Below are 24,010 nucleotides of genomic sequence, written 5' to 3'. Positions count from 1 at the left end.
CAACGTGAGATCGCCGCCGCTTTCGGTGCGGCAATCAATGCATGGAATTGGATCAACTCACATCTTGCCTCTATTGACCTGTGAAAAATCGGAGCATTAAATTCGTTTCCCTGCCATCTTCAGAGGTATGAATATTTCCGACAAGAATATGCGCCGCCCTGTTGCAGCGGCTGTCGCGCTGCTGGCCGTCGCCGCCATCACGCTTGCCGGCGTTGCGGGTTACAGGTTGGGTTACGCCAAAGCGATGACGGCGCTCATGTCCGACGCCGGCCATCGGCTTGATATTTTCACAAGTACCGCGGTCTTGATGATCAACCGGCTGAGCAGCATTCCGGCAACCATCGAGTTGAATGCGGATGTCGTCTCTCTTGTCAGCGGCGGAGCGCCGCAGAATGTCGAATCCGTCAACCTCTTCCTCCACAGACTGAGCGCCCAGCTCGGCAGCGAGGCGATCTTTGTCGCGGACGAGCGGGGCCTGGTCGTCGGATCGAGCAACACGACCCGGCAGGATGACAGCAGGCTTGGGGCGGACATTGCCTATCGCCCCTATTATCAGGATGCCCTGTCCGGCTTCGTCGGACGGCATTTCTCGCTGGGCGAGGCACGCGATACGCCCGGATATTTCGTCGCCTACCCGATACACAACGGCAAGCGTGTCACCGGCGTCGCCACCGTCAAGATCAGCCTCAATCCGGTTGTTGATGCGTTTCCGCTGCTTGGCAAGCCGGCGCTGATCGCGGATCGCGACAACGTCGTCATTCTCTCGTCGCAGAAAGATTGGCTCTATACCTCCCTCACGCCCGTCTCCATCGACCAGCGCGTGGATCTGGAGCTGACCGGCATGTATGGCTGCAATCGCATTGGGGCCTTTCCCCTTACAGTCGAACTCAACACCGAAGCGGCATCGCTCGGGCTCGATTCCGTCGTTGATATTCCGGCCGGTGATAACAGCCGCAAGGCTCAGCTGTTGATTCAAGGACGCACGCTCGACGGCATGGATTGGCGGCTGCTGGTCTTTTCCGACCTTGCCGGTGTTCGCTCAGAGGCGATGATCGTGGCAGCTCTATCCTCGCTCTTAGCCACATTCCTGTTCACGCTTGTCCTCTTCGCATGGCAGCGGCGCCGTGCCGCCTGGCAGAAACAGCAGGCGCGGCAGGCGTTGGAGCGGGCGAATGCCGAACTCGAGGAAACGGTCGCGCGCCGCACCCGGGCGCTGACGGATGCCAACGCCGAACTCCTCCGGGAAATGGCGGAGCGCATCCAGACGGAAGCCATGCTGCGCGCCACGCAGGACGATCTCGTTCAGGCCGCCAAGTTGACGGCATTCGGCGAGTTGGCTACCGGCATCACACACGAACTCGCCCAGCCGCTCGGAGCCATTCAGACGCTTGCCGGCAATGCTCGCGAATTTGTCCGGCGCGGCGACATTGCCAATGCCCAGGGCAATCTGGCGATCGTCGACGATCTGATTGAGAAGATAGGAGGGATCATCCATCCACTGAGGTCCTTTGCGCGAAAATCCCCGGCCGAGCCTGAGGAGGCCGACGTCTCGGCTGCGGTTCGCAACGTGCTCTTCCTACTTGATGCGCGTCTTCGCACGGCAGAGATCGCAGTGGCCAACGCCTGCGGCAGATCAACGGCAACCGTCTGGTGCAATCGCAACAGGCTCGAGCAGGTGCTCGTCAATTTGATCGTCAACGCCATCGACGCGATGGATCTGACGGAGACGCGGGATCTCGGCATTCACGCCGGGCAAAAGCCCGATGGACGCGTCTTCGTCGCCGTGGAAGACAGCGGCAAGGGCCTTGATGCGGAGCAGATCGAGACGCTGTTCGTTCCCTTCAGCACGACCAAGGCGACAGGACTGGGGTTGGGACTAGCGATATCGCGCGGCATCGCCCGCGACTACGGTGGCGATCTCCTTGCAAGCAACCGGCCGGAGGGGGGCGCCATGTTTCTGCTGCTGCTTCCACAGCCGCCATCAAGGGTTGGTCCATGAATGGCCGTTTCACTGTTCTCGTCATCGAGGACGATCACAATCTGCGGCTCGGTTGCGTGCAGGCTATCCAACTCGCCGGCATGGAGGCGCTCGGATTTGACAAAGCCGAGGACGCCCTGCGTCTTCTGAAGTCTGGCTTTGAGGGCATCGTCGTCACGGATCTCAAGCTTCCTGGCATGGACGGCCTCAGCGTTGTCAAGCGCTGCGCGGAGCTCGACCGTGACCTGCCGGTGATTGTCGTCACCGGCCATGGTGATATCGCGGTCGCCGTCGAGGCGATGCGTAGCGGTGCCTATGAGTTCATGACAAAACCTTTCGGATCGGACAGGCTGATCGATGTCGTTCAGCGCGCGCGGGAGAAGCGAATGCTGACACTGGAAGTCTCCGATCTGCGTCAGCGTCTGGCCCGCCTCGATGGTGTCGAGGGCAAGCTGATCGGCAAATCGGCGCAGATCCGCAAGGTGCGCAGCGTCATTGCCGATATCGCCGACGCGAATGTCGACGTGCTTCTTCTGGGAGAGACGGGCGTCGGCAAAGAACTCGTTGCACGGGCATTGCACAGGCATTCGCGCCGCAGGAACGCGTCGCTGGTCTCCGTCAGTTGCACGGGGATCGCCGACGAACTGCTCGAAAGCGAATTGTTCGGCCATGAAGCTGGGGCTTTCCCGGGCACTTCGCAACGCCGAATCGGCAAGGCCGAGCACGCGACACGCGGCACGCTGTTTCTCGACGAGATCGACGCTATTCAGCCGAACGTGCAGATCAAGCTGTTCCGGCTGCTTCACGACCGAACGATCGAGCGGGTCGGGTCGAACCGCAGCATCTCCGTCGAGTGCCGTGTCGTGGCAGCCGCCGGTACCAATCTTTCCGAGCGCGTGCAGTCGGGCGCTTTCCGTAGCGATCTTTACTATCGCCTCAGCGCCGTAACGATCGAATTGCCGCCGTTGCGGGAACGGCGCGAGGATATTCCGATCCTACTTGAGCATTTCATGCTGCATGCCGCCGGCCGTTTCCGCAAGCCGCATCCGTCGGTGACGACCGAACAGATGAACCGGCTCATGGCCTATTCCTGGCCCGGGAACGTCCGCGAATTGGAGACCGTCGCAGATTGTCTTGTCCTTGGTATTGCATGGCATGGTCTTTCCGATCCGGCGCTTGCCGGACAAGCCTCACCGCAATCGCTCGCCGAATGGGTCGGCGACTTCGAGCGCAACCTGATTGCCTCCGAACTCCAGCGCTTCGGCGGTAGCCTTGCGCAGACGGCCCGTGCTCTCAAGGTGCCGAAGGCGACACTCCACGACAAGATCCGCAAATACAAGATTTCGGAGTAGACAATACCCGACGGCGATCTCTGCCGCGTTCGGATACCCGAACAAAAAACCGGCGCGATATTCGGATTTCCGAACGAAAATTCGGCCACCGTGAGCAATAACAATTGCAATTTCAATCTATTAAAGTTTTCCCAACGTAAGTCCTTTTTGTGATGCAACAAAATTCGGCATGGTGTCAAACTGCACAAATAGAGACCGCCAAAGAGTCTCAGGCAACCGATATGCGCGTCGCCTGTCACCTGACGTCATATCGATCCTGAACAGTGAGGGGTACGATGGGGAAGTCTTGCATGGCAGCCCTTGCAGGCGCTTTCGTCGCTGGCATGGCGTGCCCCGCCTATGCCGATGAAACCGCGACGCTAAAGCGGATCGCCGCGACTTCGACGATCCGGATCGGTCAGCGTGTGTCGTCCGTGCCGTTTTCCTACTATGCCGACCGTCGGCGCGTGGTCGGGTATTCGCAGGACATAATGCTGAATATCGTCGCCGCCGTTCAGACTGAGCTAAAACTGCAGTCGTTGACCATCGCGCTGGCGCCCATCACATCGCAGAACTGGATCCCTTTGCTGATAAACGGCACCATCGATATCGAGTGCAGTTCGACAAGTCATACCGTCGACCGCGAACAGAAGGTCGCCTTCTCCAACACCATTTTCGTCATTGGCACGCGCATCCTGTCGCACAAGGATGCCGGAATTGGGGATTTTGCTGATCTTGCCGGGCGGCGGGTCGTCGTCACGGCGGGAACAACTGCCGAGCGCTCGCTGCACAGGTTCAACGAAGAGCATTCGGCAGGCATGGTCATCACCGCTGCGAAGGAACACGACGTGGCGTTCCAGCAGCTCGAAGCCGGGACCGTCGCGGCCTTCGTGATGGACGATGCGCTGCTCTACGGTGAACGCGCCAAGGCGAGAGAACCGAATGACTGGATCGTCACCGGAACGCCGCTCGCGCTCGAGGCTTACGCCTGCACCATGCGCAGGGACGATGCCCCGTTCAAGGCGCTGGTCGACAAGGCGATCGCGACGCTGATGGCCTCCGGTGAGGCGCGCACTCTCTATGAGAAGTGGTTCACACAGCCAATTCCGCCGAAAGGCATGAACCTCAACTGGCCTATCTCCAATCGTCTGGTCGAACTGTTCAATGCACCGAACGATCGGCCGATCGAATGACAGCACAAGCACTGGAGACCCGGCACCGCCGACAAGGATAATCGCGCCTTTCCAGGCCGCAATGCCATCCCATCAAAAACACAACAGGAGAACACTGGCATGACGACAATCATAAGCTTCCTCAATACCTTCTTTTGGGGTTATGTCCTCATCTACGGGTTGCTTGCGGTGGGGGTATATTTCACGGTCCGCTTGGGCTTCCTGCAGATCCGCTACTTTCCGGAGTTCATCCGTGTTGTCATGCGGGCGCCGGAAACGGATGCAGCCGGCATCACGCCGTTTCAGGCGCTCTGCACCAGTCTGGCCTCGCGTGTCGGGACCGGTAATTTGGCTGGTGTTGCGGTAGCGATGACGCTCGGGGGACCTGGCGCACTTTTCTGGATGTGGGTGGTGGCGGCCCTGGGAATGGCGACAGCCTATGCAGAAAGCACGCTGGCACAGTTGTTCAAGGTACGCGGGCAGAGCGGCGAGTACCGCGGCGGCCCTGCCTTTTACATCGCCCGCGGCCTGAATGCGCCTTGGGCGGCCGCGGTTTTCGCGGTATGCCTTCTCGTGGTATTTGGTCTTGTCTTCAACGCGGTGCAGGCCAACTCTATTGCCGAGGCGATGAACGGTGCGTTTGGCGTGCCGAAGCTCGGTGTCGGTGTCGTGATCGCGGTCATTTCCGGCGTGGTCATCTTCGGCGGCATCAAGTCAATCGCACGGTGCGCCGAGTATGTCGTGCCTTTCATGGCGGTCGCCTATCTCGGCGTTGCGCTCTATGTGCTGATTGTTAACATCTCCGACGTGCCGGCAGCACTCGCCCTTATCGTCAAGAGCGCTTTTGGCTTCGAACAGGCGGTTGGCGGTATCGCTGGCGCCATGCTGAACGGTGTCAAGCGCGGCCTTTTCTCGAACGAAGCCGGCATGGGTTCAGCGCCGAACATTGCCGCAGCCGCTACGCCCAATCCGCATCACCCGTCCTCGCAAGGCATGGTGCAGGCGCTCGGCGTCTTCATCGATACGCTGCTGATCTGCACCGCTACGGGGCTGATGATCGTCCTGTCCGGCGCCCTGGTTCCAGGAAGTGAACTGACCGGTACACCGCTGACCCAGGCTGCGATGACTGCGCATATCGGCGGCGCGGGGCATTACTTTATCGCCATCGCAATCTTCTTCTTCGCCTGGACCTCGGTGCTGGGCAACTACTCCTATGCCGAGAATGCGCTCGTCTATCTCGGGCTGGACAACAAGATCGGCCTGATGAGCGCCCGCATCGGCCTGCTTCTCATGGTCCTTTGGGGCTCTTACGAGAGCGCCACCACGGTGTTCGACGCGGCCGATGCATCGATGGGCCTGATGGCGTCAATCAATCTCGTGGCGATTTGCATCCTGTCGCCGCTGGTCATCAAGTTGACCCGTGACTACTTCGAACAAAGGCGCACGAAGACGCCGGTCTTCGACCCGCACATGTATCCGGAGCTTGCCGGAAAGATCGATGCGGAAATCTGGCACGAGGTATCGGCATCTCCGGTTGCCAGCGCGGGGCTGAACCCTGCTAGGGCCTGATACCATCGTCACCATCCGCCCGCCGGCTATCCGGCGGGTGGTTTTACGACAGGAAATAGGTTTTCAACTGCCGGCGGCATGGCGATCGCCAACGCCGGAGACGAAGCCGGCCAGGAGAACTGCATGTATCGCGCGTGGAAATTCTTGAGTGAATATTCGCTGCTTCTGATCATCGGCGCGGGTGCGGCGCTGATCTGGGCAAATATCTCGCCGGAAAGCTATCACGCGCTAGTCGAATTTACCCTCTGGGAAAACGCACCTGTCGGCCATTTGCACATAGATCCAGATGGCCACGGACACAGGACGCTGACCGCCCACTATCTGATCAATGACATGCTGATGGCTCTTTTCTTCGCGATAGCGGGAAAGGAGGTTTGGGAAGCCATTGCCTTGCCGGACGGATCGCTCAGGGGCAAGAAAGCGGTGACCCCGCTGATTGCAACGATGGGCGGAATGCTTGGTCCCGTGACGGTCTATCTTCTGGGCGCGGTCGCTCTCGGCAAGTTCGCATTGCTCGCCAATGGCTGGGCAATCCCGACGGCTACCGACATCGCCTTTTCCTACCTCGTCGGTCGGCTTGTCTTCGGCGCCGGTCACCCCGCGGTGATGTTCTTGCTCCTGCTTGCCATTGCCGACGATGCAGCAGGTCTTGTGATCCTCGCGATCTTTTACCCACAGGGCGATCTCGCACCAGCATGGCTCCTGCTCTCATTTGGCGCAGCGATTGCCGTCTGGTTCCTTGCCAACCGGCTTCCACGCATGCTCGATGCGTCGCGTCCCTCCCTTCCCGCATCCACCTTCGTGCTGCAAAAACTGTCCTTCTGGCCCTATCTGATCGCGGGGGCTGCCAGTTGGTATGGCTTTCACCAAGCCGGGATCCATCCCGCGCTCGGCCTGTTGCCGATCATCCCTGCGATCCCGCATTCCGACGTCGAGTTCGGCTTCTTTGCGGAGGAGGAGGAACATCAGACGGACCTCCTGAATACGATCGAGCACGGGTTGAAGTCGCCTGTCGAAGCCATCCTTTTTCTGTTCGGGCTTGCCAACGCCGGGGTGGAGTTTTCGGCCATCGGCGAGGCAACGTGGCTGGTCTTCCTGGGCCTGGTCATCGGCAAGCCGCTCGGTATCGCTGCCATGGGCTGGATCGCGGCTCGCCCGCTCGGCTTTGGTCTGCCCGTCGGCATGCGCATGTCCGATCTGATCGTGCTCGGTTGTGTGGCGGCTATCGGCTTTACGGTTTCGCTGTTTGTGGCGGGTGTGGCCTTTCCGCCGGGACCGGTGCAGGACGCCGCCAAAATGGGCGCCCTGTTTTCCTTCGCTGCCGCCGCGATCGCCATCGCAGCCGGCAAACTCGTGCGGGTGAAGCGTCAGGCTTTACCAGCTGCAGTTTGAGCGGTCGACATCGAAGCACAACGTTTATGGTGGAGATACGGCCAAACCTCCGTCAGAATACCAGTCGATTCCGATTTTCGGGGTTATGCGCTAAGCGTCGAGTTCGCCGCGTACGTCGAGATACCAGTCGACGAAGGCCTTGACGCCGATATCCAATGTCGTGTCCGGCTTGTATCCGGTCAGCGCGACGAGCAGATCGGGGGCGGCGAAGGTGCGTGGCACGTCGCCCTTCTGCATTGCCAGCATCTTGCGGATCGCGGGATGGCCGAGCGCTTTTTCCACCGTTTCGACGAAATCCATCAGGCTGACGGGCTGGCCGCCGCCAATATTGACGACACGGAAGGGCGCCTGGCGCGAGAGCGTTTCGACAGCCGTGTTTTCGAGGCGATTATCCTCGGATGGGACGACTGCCGACAGCCTGACGATCGCCTCGATGAGATCGTCTATATAGGTGAAGTCGCGGCTCATATTGCCTTCGCCGTAGATCTCGATCGGCTGGCCTTCGAGCATGTTCTTGGTGAACTTGAAGAGCGCCATGTCGGGCCGGCCCCATGGGCCGTAAACGGTGAAGAAGCGAAAGGCCGTGGTCGGGATCTTGTGGAGATGGGCATAGCTGTGCGCCATCAGTTCCATAGATTTCTTCGTCGCGGCATAGATGGTCAACGGCTCGTCGGCACGATCGGTCTCGTGAAAGGGCACCGTCGGATTGGCGCCGTAGATCGACGAGGTGGAAGCCAGCATAAGGTGGCGGATCTCGACGTGCCGTGCGATTTCCAGGATGTTCCACGAGCCTTCGACATTCGAGCGAAGATAGGCTTCGGGATTTTCAAGGCTGTAGCGCACACCGGCCTGCGCGGCGAGGTGGATCAGGATATCAGGCTTGGCGGCGAGAACAGCCTTCTCCAGCGCCTTGCGGTCCTCGAGCATTGATATAACGGGCTTGAAGGCTGGAAACTGGGAGAGTGCTGCATGGCGCATCTCCTTGAGCTTGACGTTGTAATACGGTGTCAGGCCGTCGAAGCCTGTGACGTCATGCCCCTCTTGCAGCAGGCGCCTGGCCAGATGAAAACCGATAAAGCCGGCAGTCCCTGTAATAAAGTAGCGCATTCCCACCTTTTCTCGGCTCCCGCCGACGGCAAAGAGCCGATTCCGTATCAAGTGACCCCACTTACAAGATAAAAAGAGGCCGAGTCGATAGGCCTTCGAAAGAGAAGGCCACAGCACTGTCCCTACTGTCGGCGGCCTGTCCGCCGCTGCCTTGCCGGATGAGGGCGAGACTATCGATATCGTCTGCCGGTCAGCCGCAACTCTCGGCCGTTATGCTGCATTGCAACATGATTGCTTGCATGTTATGGCCGGCCGGTCGTCTGCAAGCAGGTCAGGATCGATGAGAGATATAATTTATTGGATTCTCTGCGCGTTTCTGACCGTTGCCATCGCGATCGTGTCGTTACGCTATGTCACGAACTTTTGGCTTCTGTCCTTTGTCTACAGCTTTCAGGTTCACCTCGGTATCGCGTTTGTCGCCGCCAGCCTCATCATTCTGGCCATCAAGAGACAGATTTACGGCTTCATCCTTCTGCTTGCCTCGCTTCTTCTCGTCGCTCACGGCGTCATCATGCTGCGCGAGTTCTCGGAGGGCGACAGAGGCACCGACAGGCCGCCGCTTTTTCGTCTGATGTCGTTCAACATCGCGATCGACAACTGGAAAAACTCGACTGAAATCGCCGACATGGTGATCGCGTCGAATGCCGACGTCGTCAATCTGCTCGAAGCCAAGCCGCTGACGTTTCACCTGCAGCAATTGTTCAAGGCCTATCCCTACCATATCGGCTGCGATACCGGGAAAGATACATGCGATACGCTGGTGCTGTCCAAACGCCCGTTCGTCAGCCGGCAGGTCGCAAGCATGGGCAGCCTGCGAAAAAACAGGCTCGTTATGGCAAGCGTCAACTTCGGCGGCGAGACCATCAATCTGGTTTCGGCGCACCTGACCAAACCATATTTCGACGACTTCCAGATGGCTGAATTGGAAGATCTCGGCAAAGCGCTTGGCTCGATCGACGGCCCGCTGGTGCTGTCAGGTGATTTCAACTCCTCGGCGATCGCCCCGAGCATCCAAGCTTTACTGCGCGAGCAGAAGCTGAAAACGATCACGCCAGAACCGGCAACATGGCCGATCGGCGCCGGCGCGCTCGGGATCGCCATCGACCACATATTTGCGCGCGCGCCGCTTCATCTGACATCGCTGAAACGTCTTGATGATAACCTCGGCTCGAACCATTCGGGTCTAGTCGCCGACTTCGTTCTCGACAAAGGTGGTGAAGCGCCTCCGGCAAAATGATTTTGCCTGGGCAAGGAAATCTTGCCGGGCCACAAATCAGAATCTGGTTCGGCCGCCTTTTTTGTCGATCATCTGAAAGGTCTTGCCGTCTGTCTTCACGTTGACGCAATCAGTCTTCTTGCTGGGGAACAGGACGCACACCTGGCCATTGGTTATCTTGTAGCCATTCTTATTGCCGTCGCGATATTCGTAGCCGTTCTTGCTTTCTTTCAGTTCGGACGTACCGGGCAGGTGCTGGCGAATTTCCGACTCGTTCGCGGTTCGCATGCTTGCCGTTTCGGCAAACGCCATTCCCGGCAATATGATTGCAAGAAATCCGGCGAGGACGGGCAAGGTACGCATCATGGGGATATCTCCAGTCATGTCTGTCGGTACATCCATTCTACGAGAACCCCAAGGGGAAATTCAACAGCGAGGATGGTCGCGCCGGAAAAGGCCCGACCATCGCTCCGGCTACGATTTTATGTTCTTCCAAACTCATCGACGATACGGATGATGTCGTCCTCGCCGAGATAGGAGCCCGTCTGAACCTCGATGAGCTCAAGAAGAATCTTTCCGGGGTTGGCGAGGCGGTGGACTTCGCCCAGCGGAATATAGACGCTTTCGTTCTCGCGCAGCATGCGCACGTTCTCGCCGACTGTCACCTCAGCCGTTCCCTTGACGACGATCCAGTGTTCGGAGCGATGGTGGTGTTTTTGCAGCGAAAGCTTCTTGCCCGGCGTCACGAAGATGCGCTTCACCTGGAAACGATCGCCGTTGAAGATGGAGGTATAGCCGCCCCATGGGCGATAGGATGTCGGATGGGTTTCGGCGAATTTCGCCGTGGCGGAAGACGAGGCCAGCATCTTGACCAATTGTCCGACATTCTGGCTGTCTTTGAGCGGTCCGACATAGACGGCGTCTTCGCTGGCGATGACGGCGACATCATCCATGCCCTGGACGGCAAGATGCACGCCATGGGTCATAACGAGCGAGTTGCGGGTATTGACGACGGTGGTGTTTGCGGCGGCAACATTGCCGTTGTCGTCGCGGGCGCCTGATTTCCAGACGGCATCCCAGCTACCCATGTCGGACCATTTGAACGGCGAGGGGACGATGGCGGCCTTGGAGGTCTTTTCCATGATCGCATAGTCGATGGAGATATCGGGGCTCTTGGCGAAATGGTCGGCGTCAAGGCGGGTGAAATCGAGGTCGCGGCTTGCTTTCGAAACGGCCTTGCTGGCAGCCTTCAGTACATCGGGCGCATATTCCTGCAGTTCGTCGATGAGTTCCGTCACCGGGAACATGAAGATGCCTGAGTTCCAGTAGAAGCCGCCGTCGGCGAGCATCTGCTCGGCCTTCTCAAGTGCCGGCTTTTCGACAAAGCGCTTGACCTTGTGCGCACCGTTTTCGAGGGCATCGCCGATTTCGATATAGCCGTAACCCGTCGCCGGCTCCGTCGGGGTGATGCCGAAGGTTACGAGCTTGCCGTCGGCAGCGGCATCGCGGGCGATGCGGATGCAATCGAAATAGCTCTTGTCGGCAAGGATCTCGTGATCCGAGGCGAGCATCTGGATGATGGTGTGCTTGCCGAAGAGGTCGGCGGCAAGCGTTGCGGCCGCGGCCACCGCTGCGGCTGTGTTGCGGGCGACCGGTTCGAGCAGGATCGCTGCGAGCGGGATGGCGCGCTCGCGAGCCTGTTCGGCGACCAGGAAGCGGAATTCCTCATTGGTGACGACGATCGGGGCTTCATAGAGCTCGGGATCGGAAACGCGTTCGAGAGTTTCCTGAAACAACGTCTTGTCGCCGACGAACTGGATGAATTGTTTCGGTGCGGTGGCACGGGAAAGCGGCCAGAGCCGCGTGCCTTTGCCGCCGGCCATGATCACGGGAACGATTTTCTGCGTCATAGGCGGGTTCCTTGAAAAAAGCGTGTTCGTCGCATGTTTAGCGGGCTTCTGCCCAGTCTCGTATACGGGTCAGCCCGGCGGTCAGAAGATCCAGGGCTGCTGTCTCGCTCCTGGCTTCCACGTAACAGCGCATTTCCGGCGCATTGCCGGACGGGCGGAAATGGATGATCCTACCGTCTTTCAGTGTCACGCGAAGTCCGTCGATGTCGGACTTCGTCGCCACTTCGCCGATCGGCTGCAGCAAGGCCGAAAGATTTTCATCGGTGGCACGCAGATACTGCATCAGCGCCGCGCTCGTCTCGACCGGAAAATTCTCCAGGCGGTCGGCGGCGGCAAATGGCAGATGATAGGAGGCGGCAACGGCCGAAAGCGGCTGCTTGCGGGTGGCGGCGAGCGACAGGATCGCGAGCATCGGGATAAAACAATCGCGTGTCGGCAAGGCACGCACGTTCCGGCCATTGATATCAAAGGCGGTTGCGGTCAGCAGCCCGCCATTGGCTTCAAAGCCCATGACATGATCCATGCCAGCCGCCACGGCCTCTTCCATGCCTGAAATGACGAAGGGTGAGCCGACGCGGGTGCGCCGGACGGCGAAAGAGCCCGCGGCCTCGATGCCGGAATTGGAGGTAACCGGTGTCACCACCGTGCCGGCTCGCAAGAAATTGGCTGCCACAAGGCCGAGAAGGTCACCGCGCAACGGCGTGCCGGTTTCGTCTGCGACCAACGGGCGGTCGCCGTCGCCATCGGTCGAGACGATTGCATCGAACTTGTGCTCGGACACCCAGCGCTTCATCAGCGTGATCGTCTCGTCGGAAACGGCTTCGGTGTCGACGGGAATGAAACTGTCCGAACGTCCAAGAGCGGTGATCTCGGCGCCGTAATGAGCGAGAACGTCAACCAACAGGTCGCGGGCGACGCTGCTGTGCTGGTAGACACCTATCTTCATGCCGGACAGCGCGCCCTGCGGAAGCAGGGCTGCATTGCGTTCGAAAAAGAGCTGCCGGCAGATCGCTTCATGCTCCTCCGTCTCGGCCGGCGCCTGCGTCACGGTTTCACTGGTTCGCTCGATCTCGGCCGCCAATGCGGTGATAGCAGCCTCGTCCGATTTGTCGATTTCACCATCCGGGCGATAGAATTTGATGCCGTTGCGGTCCGCCGGAATATGCGAGCCCGTAACCATAAGGCAGGCGGCGTTACTCTCAAGCCCATAGAGGGCAAGGGCGGGTGTGGGGACTGTGCCGCAGTCGAATATCCGGAAGCCGAGCGCGGCAAGCGCACCGGCACAATTCCCCGAGATTTCAGGGCTTGAATCGCGAAAATCGCGGCCGATCAGAATGACGTCGCCGGCGTGCGCCTTGCCGGTCTGCAGCAGATATTTGCCGAACGCGGTGGCGTAGAGGGCAGAGGCGCGTCCCTTGAGGTCGACTGAAAGTCCGCGAAGGCCGCTCGTGCCGAATTTCATGGGAAGACATGGCTCCGATTTCACCATCAAAGTTCTACTCAGGCCGCCTGCCGGCGTAAATACCAAAGCCGTCATATAGTTAAATACGGACGACGATGCCTCGGACAGCCTCTCGCAATCTTCTCTCACCGAATTCTGAAAGTGTAGACCCATTGCCGCGCCGGCAGGCATTGCAGCGTAGATCGATTTTGTTAGAACCGTGTGTCCGTTGTTTCGTCATATGCGAAGGATTTTCCTAGATGAGCGATACATCCGTCAGTCTCGAGGAGAGCTGGAAAGCCGCGCTGGAGGGGGAGTTTTCAAGCCCCTACATGCAACAGCTCAAATCCTTCCTCGTCGCGCAGAAAGAGGTCGGCAAGCGGATTTTCCCCAAGGGCAGCGAATATTTCCGCGCCCTCGATCTGACGCCGATCTCCAACGTCAAGGCCGTCATCCTCGGCCAGGACCCGTATCATGGACTCGGGCAAGCCCATGGACTGTGTTTCAGTGTCCGGCCGGGCGTGCGCATACCGCCCTCCCTGGTCAATATCTACAAGGAGATGGAGACGGATCTTGGCATAGCGCCGGCACGTCACGGTTTTCTCGAGCATTGGGCAAAGCAGGGCGTACTCCTGCTGAACAGCGTGCTGACCGTCGAGGAAGGGCAGGCGGCTGCTCATCAGGGCAAGGGATGGGAACGCTTCACCGACGCCGTCATCCGCAAGGTTAACGATGAATGCGAATCCGTAGTCTTCATGCTGTGGGGTTCCTATGCCCAACGCAAGGCCGCCTTTGTCGATACGACGCGGCATCTCGTGCTCCGGGCGCCGCATCCCTCGCCGCTTTCGGCGCATAACGGGTTTTTTGGCTGTGGGCATTTTTCGAAGGCGAATGCCTTCCTGCAGTCGCGCGGACGTGCGCCGATCGACTGGCAATTGCCGGCCGATCCCCATGGGGCCTAAAGCGCGACGCAATCTTTCAGATTCGCTCCTCGCGCTTTAGATCCTTGTTTTACGCATGTCGTTATCGCAGAACCGCTGCACACTTTTGCGCGACATGCTTTAGTGTGAACGGACTTTGTCGTTCGTTCACTAAAAGAAGACAATGCGTTTTGGTCTACGGGTCTGTTCGACGGGAGTTTCAGCGCGCATCTTAGCCTCATCGAAAGCCCGCAACGGCGGGTATGAAAGGGGTTTGACATGCTCGATCAGATCAAGGGTCTGCACCACGTCACGTCGATGGCGCAGGATGCCCGCACCAACAACCAGTTTTTCACCAATGCGCTCGGCCTGCGACGCGTCAAGAAGACGGTGAATTTCGACGCGCCCGATGTCTATCACCTCTATTATGGTGACGAGACCGGTGCGCCCGGCACGGTCATGACCTATTTTCCGTTCCCGAAGATGGCGCAGGGCCGTCCCGGTACCGGCGAAGTCGGCACGACAGTATTTTCCGTTCCGCAGGGCTCGCTCGGCTTCTGGAGCGATCGCTTTGCCGCGCTTGGTGTCGGCGGCCTGAAGGCCGAGGAAAGTTTCGGCGAAAAACGGCTGAACTTCTCCGGCCCGGATGGCGACGGCTTCGCGCTCGTCGAGGTCAAGGATGACGCCCGCCAAGCCTGGACACATGGCGGCATCAGCGAAGACCATGCCATTTACGGCTTCCACTCCGTCGCCATGCGGCTGAGGGATGAAGGCGCCACGGCCGAACTTCTGAAGTTCATGGGGTATGAGGTCGCCGAGGAAAGAGACGGCGTCAAGCGGCTGATCAAGCCTTCCGGCAATGGCGCGCATCTCATCGATCTCGAGACCATGCCGAACATTGCCCGCGCCCTTCCGGGTGCCGGCTCCGTCCACCATGTCGCCTTCGCCGTCGAAAACCGCGAGAAGCAACTCGAAGTGCGCAAGGCGCTGATGGACACCGGTTATCAGGTCACGCCGGTGATCGACCGCGATTATTTCTGGGCGATCTATTTCCGCACGCCGGGCGGCGTGCTGTTCGAGGTCGCGACCAACGAGCCCGGCTTCGACCGCGACGAGGATACGGCCCATCTTGGCGAAGCCCTGAAACTGCCGCAACAGCACGCCCATCTTCGCGCGCTGCTCGAGCAGCATCTGCAGCCGCTCGAAGTGTGAGGATAGGCGCTATGACCGAAACCGGATATGTGCACCGGCTGCATGCCGGTGCACCTGATAAACCCATCCTGCTGGTGCTGCACGGCACCGGCGGCGACGAGAACCAGTTCTTCGACTTCGGCCGGCGCCTGCTGCCTGAAGCGACGATTCTCTCGCCGCGCGGCGATGTTTCCGAACATGGCGCGGCGCGGTTCTTTCGCCGCACCGGGGAGGGGGTCTACGACATGCCCGATCTCTCACGCGCGACGGAGAAGATGGCCGCCTACGTCAAGGCATTCGCCGACGAGTACCAGGCTTCCCATATTCTCGGCCTGGGTTTTTCGAACGGCGCAAATATTCTTGCCAATGTCCTGATCGAGAAGGGTATCTTCGATGCCGCGGTTCTGATGCACCCGCTCATTCCGTTTCACCCCGAAGCCCAGTCGACGCTGGCGGGAAGAAAGGTGCTGATGACGGCCGGGCAACGAGACCCGATCGCGCCCGTCTCCATGACCGAGGCGCTGTCCGAACATCTGAAAAACCGAGGGGCGGAGACCAGGGTGATCTGGCATCCCGGCGGTCACGAGATTGCGCCGCTCGAGATCGATGCGGTCCGCGATTTTCTCGGCGGTTATTGACGGCGTGCACCATCGGTCGTCGGGAAACTGGTTTGCGGGACCGGCGAATGCCGGTCCCGCATCTTTGCTGAAACAAGGATCCTATCGTCGTGATCGATAGGACATTAGGGGCGAGGAGGATATTTGCCCCTGATTGCCTTCATGTAGAAATTTCCCGGTGATTCCGCCATCGTCAACCCGACGACGACGCCCTTGGGAACGCCTTCATATTCTCGCCTCTGACCGTTGGTCAGATAGACCCGTAGATGCCGGCTGTCTTCGTCGTAGGTGATCGCCTCGATAAGTTTCGAATCAACCGCAGTTTCCACTTTGCACCCCGCAATTTTGGATCTGAGATTCCTGATCAAGAAATGTCATTCACACTCGCAACGCGCCATCATTATGCTGCGCCGCGGGGGCGTCAAGCATCATCTTCTTTAACGTTCATTTTTTCCTGATGGCTATCGTTATGGTTGATTTCTACAGCTTTTTCGAAGGTGTGGCCTGTGGAAATCCGATACCTGTGGCTCCTGCGTTTGGGGAATATTCGCCGATAACGACGCGAGAAACGCAATAATCGCCGGTTTAACGCCGGATTAACCATCATATAGCAAATTGTAGCGTAATATTAACCGCGGCACCCTCCCAAGTATGAATGATTACATCCGCAAGGCGGGGCGTGACCTCGCCGCTGCGACGGCCAATATCGGCATTGCCGAGTCGCGGGCGCTGCGCGCTCAGGTGAAGACCACGCAGGAGACTCTTGCGCTTTCAATCGGGAGCTACAAGGATGGACAATCCTCCTTGCTTGATGTGCTGGATGCGCGGCGTTCGGTCGCGACCAGTCAGGCGAAGCTGGCGCAGGCGGTGCAGCAAATGGCGAAGGACTATGTCACTTTGAATGTGGCAATCGGTTCGGGTTACAACTTCGGTGGGGCCGCGATCGGGCCAAATTCTTATGAACACTGTGCCTCATGCCGTTGCAGCGATGGATAAGAGATGGATTGTTTCCGACAACCCGCCATTCGGTCGGGTCTCATAAATGGGTTCCATGTTTAACTATCTAGCGCCGTGGCGACAACAAATACCGATACTGGCTGGCAACCGTAAAAGACGCGCTCGGTTGACGTTCGCCGAAGGCGAATTCGCTGCGGTTTACGCGATGAGCGATGTTCACGGATGTTATAAAGAACTCGTCGAGGCGCATCGCCGCATCGAGGAGGATGCCGCGCGCATTCCGGGGCCGAAGCTCATCGTCATGCTCGGCGATTATGTCGATCGCGGGCCTGATTCGAGCGCGGTGCTGGAATTCCTGAGCAAGACCCCGCCGCCGGGGTTTCAACGTTTCGTCCTGTGCGGCAATCATGACGCCGAGTTGGTGAATCTCTATCGTAAACCGGCGCGCATTCTCGAATGGCTCGGCTTTGCCGGAACGGAGACGCTGCACTCATATGGTATCGATATCGAGCATCTGCTGCAGTCGGCGGCCGGAAGTGAAACAATCGCCCGCGTCATTCGCAACATGATACCCGAGCGGCATATCCAATTTCTGGAATCGCTGCCGGTCATGCTGCGGATGGGAAGGATCCTCTTTGTTCATGCGGGCATCAGGCCGGGCATCGACCTCAAGAGGCAGAAAGACAGCGACCTCATGTGGATCCGTCAGCCCTTCCTGGATGAAGGGCCGCAGCTTCCTGTCCTCGTGATTCACGGTCACACCCCGGCGCGAATCCCGACATTCGGTCCGCAACGCATCGGCATCGACACTGCGGTTTCGGCGACGGGCCGGCTGACCGTGCTGACGATAAAGGGTACACGGGTCGGAATTCTTTAAATCGGTGAGCATGATGTCGTCCGAAACGCTTGCACTTTTCGGCGTCATCCTCAAAATCAAACGCCGCGGATTATGCTCCGCGGCGTCAGGACGATCAGATGTTCAGGAGGCTATCTCAGGCGCCGGTCGTTTCCTGATAAAGGTTGGTGCCGATGCCGGTATAGGTAAAGCCGTGTTTGCGGACTTCGTCGCTGCGGTAGATATTGCGCAGATCGACCAGGATCGGAGTGCGCATCGACTGCTTCAGGCGACTGAAATCGAGCGCACGGAACTGGTTCCATTCGGTGACGATGACAAGCGCATCCGCACCGGCGGCCGCTTCATAGGGACCGCTCGCATATTCGATGTTGTCGATTACTTTGCGGGCGTTCTCCATGCCCTCGGGATCGTAGCCGACCACTTGCGCGCCGTTGTCCTGCAAGGTCTGGATGACTGCGATCGCCGGGCTGTCGCGCATATCGTCGGTGTTCGGCTTGAAGGTCAGGCCGAGGATCGCGATCTTCTTGCCGCGAATGTCTCCGCCGACGGCCGAAATGACTTTGCGTCCCATCGCCCGCTTGCGGTTGTCGTTGATCGAGATCGTCGTCTCGATGAGACGCATCGGCGCGTCGTAATCCTGCGCCGTCTTGGCAAGGGCAAGCGTATCCTTGGGGAAGCACGAACCGCCGTAACCCGGGCCGGCATGCAGGAACTTGGAGCCGATACGGCCGTCGAGACCGATTCCGCGCGAAACGTCCTGGACGTTTGCATCGACCCGTTCGCAGAGATCTGCGATCTCGTTGATGAAGGTGATCTTCATCGCGAGGAAGGCATTGGCCGCATATTTGATCAGTTCGGAGGTGCGGCGGGTGGTGAAGACCAAGGGGGCCTGGTTGAGATAGAGCGGGCGGTAGACCTCGGTCATGGTTTCGCGCGCCCGGTCGTCGTTCAGGCCGACGACGATACGGTCGGGACGCTTGAAGTCTTCGATCGCCGCACCTTCACGCAGGAATTCCGGATTGGAAACGACGGCGACATCCGCCGCAGGATTGGTTTCGCGCATGATGCGCTCGACCTCGTCTCCGGTGCCGACCGGCACCGTCGACTTGGTGACGATAACGGTGAAGCCTTCCACATAGGTGGCAATCTCGCGTGCCGCGGCGTAGACATAGGAAAGGTCTGCGTGGCCGTCGCCGCGCCTGGACGGCGTGCCGACTGCGATGAACACGACATCGGCGCTGCGGACGCTTTCGCCGACATCCGTCGAAAACGACAGCCGGCCGGTGCTGGTATTTTCGGCGACCAATTGCTCCAGACCCGGCTCGTAGATCGGAATGCGGCCTTCGCGAAGGGCTTCGATCTTACTCAGATCCTTGTCGACGCAGATGACGTCGTGGCCGAAATCCGCAAAGCAAACGCCTGAAACGAGGCCGACATAGCCTGATCCAATCATCGTGATGCGCATATTTCCCTCAAATCATTAGAGTAGAACTCATGCTGCGTCGCAGCATGAGTTCGTCATAGTTAATCTGGACGAAAAGACAATACCGAAGATCGCCTGAAACCCACATCGAAAATCGAACTCCGGGCACCGCAGCCTGCCGCGCGCTGCCCCGTCGATAGCCAAAACATAGGTTTGTGTGGGCGATATGACAAGTCGAGCGGCTCGTCAGAGCCGGCTCGACTTCAATCCGGAAACAGGGTCAATCAGTCTATGTCGATGCCTCGGCTGTTATAGCCGGTACCAGACGTAGGGGTCTGTTCCCGATTGAATCTTGTCCCAGCGCAGATCGGTATCGTGCCAGTTCTTGATGCTGCTTTTCCTGTTGTCGAGGACGAGATCGCCCTTGTCGGTTCTGACGACGAGGACCGCATGTCCTTCACCGGAGGGCGTATATGCCGTCGCGATCCGCAAAGCGCGCGACGACCAGCCCATCGCGATCAGCCGGCTGCGTTTGGTCAAAGCGAAATCTTCGCAGTCGCCGCTGCGCACATTCACCTTCCAGACGTCGCCATTCAGTTCGTTGCGGGAGTCGTTCCGGCCGATCATCGTACGATTGACGGCGGCGTTGACGTCCTTCAGTTGCAGCATTTGCTTGTCCGTCAGTGCAACGACCGCCAAACCATTGTTGTCGCGGCATTCGGTCGGGTTCTGCGCGCAGAACAGCACCTGGGCGAAAGGCGGAATGATCTTGCCTTTTTCAGAGATATAGCTGACCGCCGAACTACCGGTCAAACCGCGGGCGAAACCAGCGGGACCGGCGGCAAATGCTGAGCATGCATTGCCTGCTGTAAAGGCCAGTGCCAGAAGTGTAACGACTGTTTTCTTCATCTCTTAAATCCCCGTTCAGGGCAACCGATTGAGATCAGGCTTGCCTTTTTTCTCGGTCAATGGCATGGCGATCTGATGATCTGCCAAGTATTGGGCGCAGAATATCTGTCCCGTTTCTGCTGCTTGGAAGGAGCATAGCCGGGCCTTGTCTCGATTGGCTTAAACCTTTCGCGACAATTTTAAACGATGTGGAATTCTGTTACACTTTAGCACGCAAGCGCTTGATGTTCAACTTATGTTAGTACGAGTAAATTAATCTCTTCGGTTGCAATCACTTTGGTCGCCGCCCACTCTGGTAAACGAATTCACATGTTCTCCAACCTCATCAATAAGCGGGTCTTGCGAGAAGTTTTGCTTTTTGCCTTCATCGGCCTCGTTATATTGACTCTCATACCGTTCGGGAGCGTCACGCCCTTTCCCTTCGCCTTCGCCGCGATCGGAATGTTTGCCCTCGCCATCATTTCGGGACTGCTGTTCGGAGAGCCGAGACAAAGCAGATGGGTTTTCAGTATCGCTTTGTTTCTACTCGTCGTCCTGGCGGGCTGGACGTTCATCCAAACCATCGAACTGCCCTCCAATTGGCTGGCGAATCCCGCCTGGAATGCCGCGCGTGATCTGGCAGGCGCCCAATCCGCGGCGATTTCGGTCGAACCGGCCGACACGCTCGCGTCGATTCTCTGGGTTGCCCTGCCTTTCGTCACGTTTCTGACCGGGCTGCTCTTATGCGATACCGATCAGCGCGCGCGGAAAGTGCTCTCCGGGCTCGGGCTTACGGCGGGCATCATCGCTGTCTTCGGCCTGCTGCAGTTTTTGCTGTTTCCCAACATCCTGATCGTCGTGGAGAAACGCGCCTACCTCGACAGCCTGACTGCGGTCTTCGTCAACCGCAATACCGCCGCAACCTTCCTCGGGCTTGGAACGCTGCTGATGCTGACCCTGGTCAGGGACATTACCCGAGCCTATTCGAACTATCCGCCCGGCGAGCCGGGCCGAAACGCGCTTCTCTTGAGATCGTGGATCTATATCCTGCTCTTGTGCGCATGCTTCACCGCGCTGATGCTGAGCCGCTCGCGTGCCGGGATATTTGCGACCTTTGTTGCCGCTCTCATCTATTTTCCATGGCTCGTCATCAATTGGAACGGCTCGAGGCGTCATCTGAGACCGGCGCCAAGATGGCGTTCGGTGCTGAAGCTCCTCTCGGCGATTGGTTTCGTCGTACTGCTGCTGACGGTGTTTGCGGGCCAGGCGATTTTGCGCGCGCAAGAGCGGCGACTCGAGGATGATGATCGATTTTGCATTCTGCCTGGCATATGGCATGCCATTTCGGATCATTGGTTGACGGGAACGGGGCTTGGAACCTTCCGGACCGTGTTTTCCGCCTACCGCGATCCGGCCTGCGGAATTTTCGGGGTCTTCGACCGCGCGCATAATTTCTATCTCGAAGGATTTCTGGGCCTCGGAATATTGTTCCCGATTGCGACAGTAGTTGCCTTCTCGGTGCTTGCCAGAGTGTTCCGGCGCGGGTTCGCCCAAAGACGGCGTCTCAGGCACTATGTTCTTCTTGGCCTGGCGGCGACCGTTTTGGTCGCCCTTCATGCGGCGGTCGATTTTTCGCTGCAGATACCGGGTTTTGCGGTGTTTTACTCCGCCTTCTTGAGTGCGGTTGTCGCGATATGCCTGGGACGCAGCAACGGAGAGGCGGATTTGGCATATGAGCGGCCGTTAACCACGTAAAGTTTAAATGGATGGATTTTAATAAGATTTTCGGAAAAGATCGATTGTGCAGGTGCGAACGGTTGACTCTGAAACCCTAGAAATTTTATAGCGGGTGCAGCCTTCGGATTGTTGCGACGCAAGAAAAGTCGGACCGAAGTCGTTTTTCGCTTCCTAAAGGCTGGGCGTTGCCAGCCTGCCACAGTTAGGGGAATGTTAATCGGCTTTCAGTGTTATTGATCGGGGATTGTCTTGTATTTTGTCAGGTTGCGAGGCAGTAGCTTCAGGGGCGTTAACGCAGGGTATTCTATGGGTTGTTCTCGTATCGGTAGTACACGCGTCGCCATTGTTGTAGCGCTAACGACTATATTGGCAAGCTGCACGTCGTTGCCAAGATCCGGTCCCGATCACAAAGACGTTGATCGAGATGCAGCGGTGAAAGTGACAACGAAGGAACGTCGCGTCGGTATCGACTACGCCCTGGTTGATCTCAGCAAGAACGTCCTGTCGTATTTTACCGCTCCCCAGCCGACCTCGTTCAAAGGGTTTGGTGGTGGTCGAGGCGGGGCGCCTGAAATTCCGCTCGGTTACGGCGACGTCGTCCAGGTCGCCATCTTCGAAGCTCAGTCGGGCGGCCTCTTCATTCCGTCCGATGCAGGTAGCCGACCCGGCAATTACATTTCGCTGCCAGAGCAGACCATCGATAGAAACGGAACGATCACAATTCCCTATGCGGGTCGGGTTCCGGCTGCCGGTCGCCTGAAGGAGACCGTGGAGCAGGACGTCGAGGACCGCCTGGCGAGCCGCGCGATCGAACCACAGGTGGTTATCACGACAACGACAAGCCGCTCCAGTCAGGTTGCCGTGCTCGGTGATGTCAACAATCCCCAGCGCGTCGAGATCAGCCCGGCCGGTGAGCGTGTTCTCGATATCATTTCCGCCGCGGGCGGGTTGACGACCAACAATATCGAAACGAATGTGACGCTGCAGCGCCGCGGCAAGACGGCAACCGTCGCCTACACTACGCTATTGAAGAACCCGGCGGAAAATATCTATGTTGCGCCAGATGATACGATCTCGATCGATCATGAGCGCCGCACCTATCTTGCGCTCGGTGCCGCAGGCACCAGCGGTCGCTTCGATTTCGAAGAGTCCAACCTGACCCTTGGAGAGGCAATCGCCAAGGCGGGCGGCCTGCGCGACGACCGCGCCGACCCGGCCCAGGTCCTGCTCTATCGTCTTGTCCCGAAGAAAACGGTTCAAGCGATGCATGTGGACACGACGAGATTTGCGGGTGAAATGGTTCCGGTGATCATTCGTGCGAATATGCGCGACCCGGCAACCTTCTTCGCGGTTCAGCAATTCAAGATGGAAGACAAGGATATTATCTATATTTCCAACTCGGACTCTGTCGAACTGGTCAAGTTCCTTGACATCGTAAACTCGGTATCGTCCACTGTTTCCGGCGTGGCCGACGATGCGAATGATACCCGCAACGCGGTAAACGATCTTGGAAATTGATTGAAATAGGCGGGCCGTCATCGATCTCGAATGATCAATGACGGCGGCCTATATAGCGGATTTGATGAAGGACTATGGTTATGGCAAGGTCTGGTGTTTATCGTAAGCTTGCATATAGCGGAATTGTCGTTGCGATGTTTGCCGGCACGAATTCAAGCGCTTTTGCGGCAGCTTGCTTGGGTCCGGCTAATCTGACTACCGTCGATGTCAGTGGATTTACGGCTAGCCCGGCCGTTCTGCTCGACATGTCCGATCCGTTGATTTTGTCATCGCGCGTTCGCGCGCTCGTTGGAAGTAGCAATGATGCTCTGTCGCCAGTGATCGAGCAGGCCAAGAAGGCCAGTGCCGCACAGATGGCGGCTATCGGCTCCGGTCTCGCACGGGCCGCAAACAGCTGCCAGGTGACGGATCCGCAATTCAAGCTGGCTATCGAAAAGGCTGTTGCCGAGGCGGCGAGCGCCGATCCGAACCTGGCGCCGCTGCTTGCGGCCTTTGCAAAGGTCCTTGCCGAAGGCGGGACCGCGGCGCTCGGCCCGGGCGCAAGTGCCGCCGCCGCGTCCGGCATCGGCAATGACGGGCAAGTCGGACAAACCGGGCCTGGAGCGGACGACGGTACGCCGTTCGACGGCGCTGCGACAACAGCGGGTACGCTGAAAGTTTCGAATGCCGGCGCAGATGATTCGTCGTCGACTTCAACGACAACGATCCTCAGCACCGGAGCGGGAGGGCAGTCGTCTACCGACACGACGGAGTCGACGAGTCAGAGTGTCCCGGTCATACAATAGCT

The 24,010-nt window shown here is 58.6% G+C and carries 20 protein-coding genes and 1 pseudogene; 14 read left to right on the top strand and 7 right to left on the bottom strand.

Annotated features, from left to right (window positions below; all coding sequences use genetic code 11):
• Positions 1-148: 148 nt before the first annotated feature.
• From OLZ32_RS08460 to OLZ32_RS08440, 5 genes are all read left to right on the top strand, one after another.
• Entirely contained in the window at positions 149-1,999 is a 1,851-nt protein-coding gene (locus tag OLZ32_RS08460; protein ID WP_264397506.1) for an ATP-binding protein, read from the top strand.
• Positions 1,996-3,330: a sigma-54-dependent transcriptional regulator gene (locus tag OLZ32_RS08455; protein WP_264397507.1), complete on the top strand. Its 1,335-nt coding sequence runs from the start codon at positions 1,996-1,998 to the stop codon at positions 3,328-3,330. Before OLZ32_RS08460 ends, OLZ32_RS08455 begins: the two co-directional genes overlap by 4 nt.
• 290 nt (positions 3,331-3,620) lie before the next feature.
• Positions 3,621-4,502 (top strand): transporter substrate-binding domain-containing protein, encoded by an 882-nt coding sequence (locus OLZ32_RS08450; RefSeq protein WP_264397509.1) that lies wholly within the window; start codon positions 3,621-3,623, stop codon positions 4,500-4,502.
• Positions 4,503-4,601: 99 nt separating this feature from the next.
• Positions 4,602-6,050, top strand: a complete 1,449-nt coding sequence (locus OLZ32_RS08445; RefSeq protein ID WP_264397510.1) for an alanine/glycine:cation symporter family protein — start codon at positions 4,602-4,604, stop codon at positions 6,048-6,050.
• A gap of 123 nt (positions 6,051-6,173) precedes the next feature.
• On the top strand, positions 6,174-7,442 hold the full coding sequence (locus OLZ32_RS08440; protein ID WP_264397511.1) for a Na+/H+ antiporter NhaA: 1,269 nt from the start codon (positions 6,174-6,176) through the stop codon (positions 7,440-7,442).
• A 90-nt stretch (positions 7,443-7,532) separates the two neighbouring features.
• Here the strand turns inward: OLZ32_RS08440 and OLZ32_RS08435 are convergent, their stop codons facing one another.
• A complete protein-coding gene (locus OLZ32_RS08435; RefSeq protein ID WP_003542173.1) occupies positions 7,533-8,549 on the bottom strand; it encodes an NAD-dependent epimerase in 1,017 nt (338 codons plus the stop codon).
• A 280-nt stretch (positions 8,550-8,829) separates the two neighbouring features.
• Here OLZ32_RS08435 and OLZ32_RS08430 point away from each other — a divergent pair, with 280 nt between their 5' ends.
• The gene (locus OLZ32_RS08430) at positions 8,830-9,786 is read left to right on the top strand and encodes an endonuclease/exonuclease/phosphatase family protein (RefSeq protein WP_003542172.1); all 957 of its coding nucleotides are present in this window, start codon (positions 8,830-8,832) and stop codon (positions 9,784-9,786) included.
• Positions 9,787-9,822: 36 nt separating this feature from the next.
• On the opposite strand, the gene OLZ32_RS08425 is transcribed toward OLZ32_RS08430, so the two are convergent.
• The 3 genes from OLZ32_RS08425 to OLZ32_RS08415 all read right to left on the bottom strand — a co-directional run bounded on the left by OLZ32_RS08425 (position 9,823) and on the right by OLZ32_RS08415 (position 13,137).
• The gene (locus OLZ32_RS08425) at positions 9,823-10,128 is read right to left on the bottom strand and encodes a hypothetical protein (protein ID WP_026159984.1); all 306 of its coding nucleotides are present in this window, start codon (positions 10,126-10,128) and stop codon (positions 9,823-9,825) included.
• 119 nt (positions 10,129-10,247) lie between these two features.
• Positions 10,248-11,675 carry a mannose-1-phosphate guanylyltransferase/mannose-6-phosphate isomerase gene (locus OLZ32_RS08420; protein ID WP_003542169.1) on the bottom strand — a complete coding sequence of 476 codons (1,428 nt, stop codon included), beginning with the start codon at positions 11,673-11,675 and terminating at the stop codon, positions 10,248-10,250.
• A gap of 37 nt (positions 11,676-11,712) precedes the next feature.
• On the bottom strand, positions 11,713-13,137 hold the full coding sequence (locus tag OLZ32_RS08415; protein ID WP_264397512.1) for a phosphomannomutase: 1,425 nt from the start codon (positions 13,135-13,137) through the stop codon (positions 11,713-11,715).
• 239 nt (positions 13,138-13,376) lie between these two features.
• On the opposite strand from OLZ32_RS08415, the gene ung reads away from it, so the two are divergent.
• The 3 genes from ung to OLZ32_RS08400 all read left to right on the top strand — a co-directional run bounded on the left by ung (position 13,377) and on the right by OLZ32_RS08400 (position 15,865).
• Positions 13,377-14,078 carry a uracil-DNA glycosylase gene (ung, locus tag OLZ32_RS08410; RefSeq protein WP_003542167.1) on the top strand — a complete coding sequence of 234 codons (702 nt, stop codon included), beginning with the start codon at positions 13,377-13,379 and terminating at the stop codon, positions 14,076-14,078.
• A gap of 237 nt (positions 14,079-14,315) precedes the next feature.
• Positions 14,316-15,248 carry a VOC family protein gene (locus OLZ32_RS08405; protein ID WP_003542166.1) on the top strand — a complete coding sequence of 311 codons (933 nt, stop codon included), beginning with the start codon at positions 14,316-14,318 and terminating at the stop codon, positions 15,246-15,248.
• Positions 15,249-15,259: 11 nt separating this feature from the next.
• The gene (locus tag OLZ32_RS08400) at positions 15,260-15,865 is read left to right on the top strand and encodes an alpha/beta hydrolase (protein ID WP_264397513.1); all 606 of its coding nucleotides are present in this window, start codon (positions 15,260-15,262) and stop codon (positions 15,863-15,865) included.
• 104 nt (positions 15,866-15,969) lie between these two features.
• Here the strand turns inward: OLZ32_RS08400 and OLZ32_RS08395 are convergent, their stop codons facing one another.
• Positions 15,970-16,212 (bottom strand): KTSC domain-containing protein, encoded by a 243-nt coding sequence (locus OLZ32_RS08395; RefSeq protein WP_003542164.1) that lies wholly within the window; start codon positions 16,210-16,212, stop codon positions 15,970-15,972.
• A gap of 358 nt (positions 16,213-16,570) precedes the next feature.
• On the opposite strand from OLZ32_RS08395, the pseudogene OLZ32_RS08390 reads away from it, so the two are divergent.
• A pseudogene (locus OLZ32_RS08390) lies at positions 16,571-16,840 on the top strand (TolC family protein); the annotation flags it as partial.
• 46 nt (positions 16,841-16,886) lie between these two features.
• Positions 16,887-17,678, top strand: coding sequence for a metallophosphoesterase family protein (locus tag OLZ32_RS08385; RefSeq protein WP_003542162.1), 792 nt, complete (start codon positions 16,887-16,889; stop codon positions 17,676-17,678).
• 115 nt (positions 17,679-17,793) lie between these two features.
• On the opposite strand, the gene OLZ32_RS08380 is transcribed toward OLZ32_RS08385, so the two are convergent.
• A complete protein-coding gene (locus OLZ32_RS08380; protein WP_003542157.1) occupies positions 17,794-19,122 on the bottom strand; it encodes a UDP-glucose dehydrogenase family protein in 1,329 nt (442 codons plus the stop codon).
• A 267-nt stretch (positions 19,123-19,389) separates the two neighbouring features.
• A complete protein-coding gene (locus OLZ32_RS08375) occupies positions 19,390-19,989 on the bottom strand; it encodes a transglutaminase-like cysteine peptidase (RefSeq protein WP_264397514.1) in 600 nt (199 codons plus the stop codon).
• 309 nt (positions 19,990-20,298) lie between these two features.
• On the opposite strand from OLZ32_RS08375, the gene OLZ32_RS08370 reads away from it, so the two are divergent.
• From OLZ32_RS08370 to OLZ32_RS08360, 3 genes are all read left to right on the top strand, one after another.
• Entirely contained in the window at positions 20,299-21,723 is a 1,425-nt protein-coding gene (locus tag OLZ32_RS08370) for an O-antigen ligase family protein (RefSeq protein ID WP_264397515.1), read from the top strand.
• 288 nt (positions 21,724-22,011) lie between these two features.
• Entirely contained in the window at positions 22,012-23,223 is a 1,212-nt protein-coding gene (locus OLZ32_RS08365; RefSeq protein ID WP_052635689.1) for a polysaccharide biosynthesis/export family protein, read from the top strand.
• Between the two features lie 74 nt (positions 23,224-23,297).
• Positions 23,298-24,008, top strand: coding sequence for a hypothetical protein (locus OLZ32_RS08360; protein ID WP_017989173.1), 711 nt, complete (start codon positions 23,298-23,300; stop codon positions 24,006-24,008).
• Positions 24,009-24,010 lie beyond the last annotated feature (2 nt).

Origin of the sequence: Rhizobium acaciae, assembly GCF_025941625.1 — a bacterium.
GTDB classification, from domain to species: domain Bacteria; phylum Pseudomonadota; class Alphaproteobacteria; order Rhizobiales; family Rhizobiaceae; genus Rhizobium; species Rhizobium acaciae.
The sequence above is the reverse complement of the archived record's forward strand: the minus strand, read 5'-3'. Positions and strand labels throughout refer to the sequence as shown.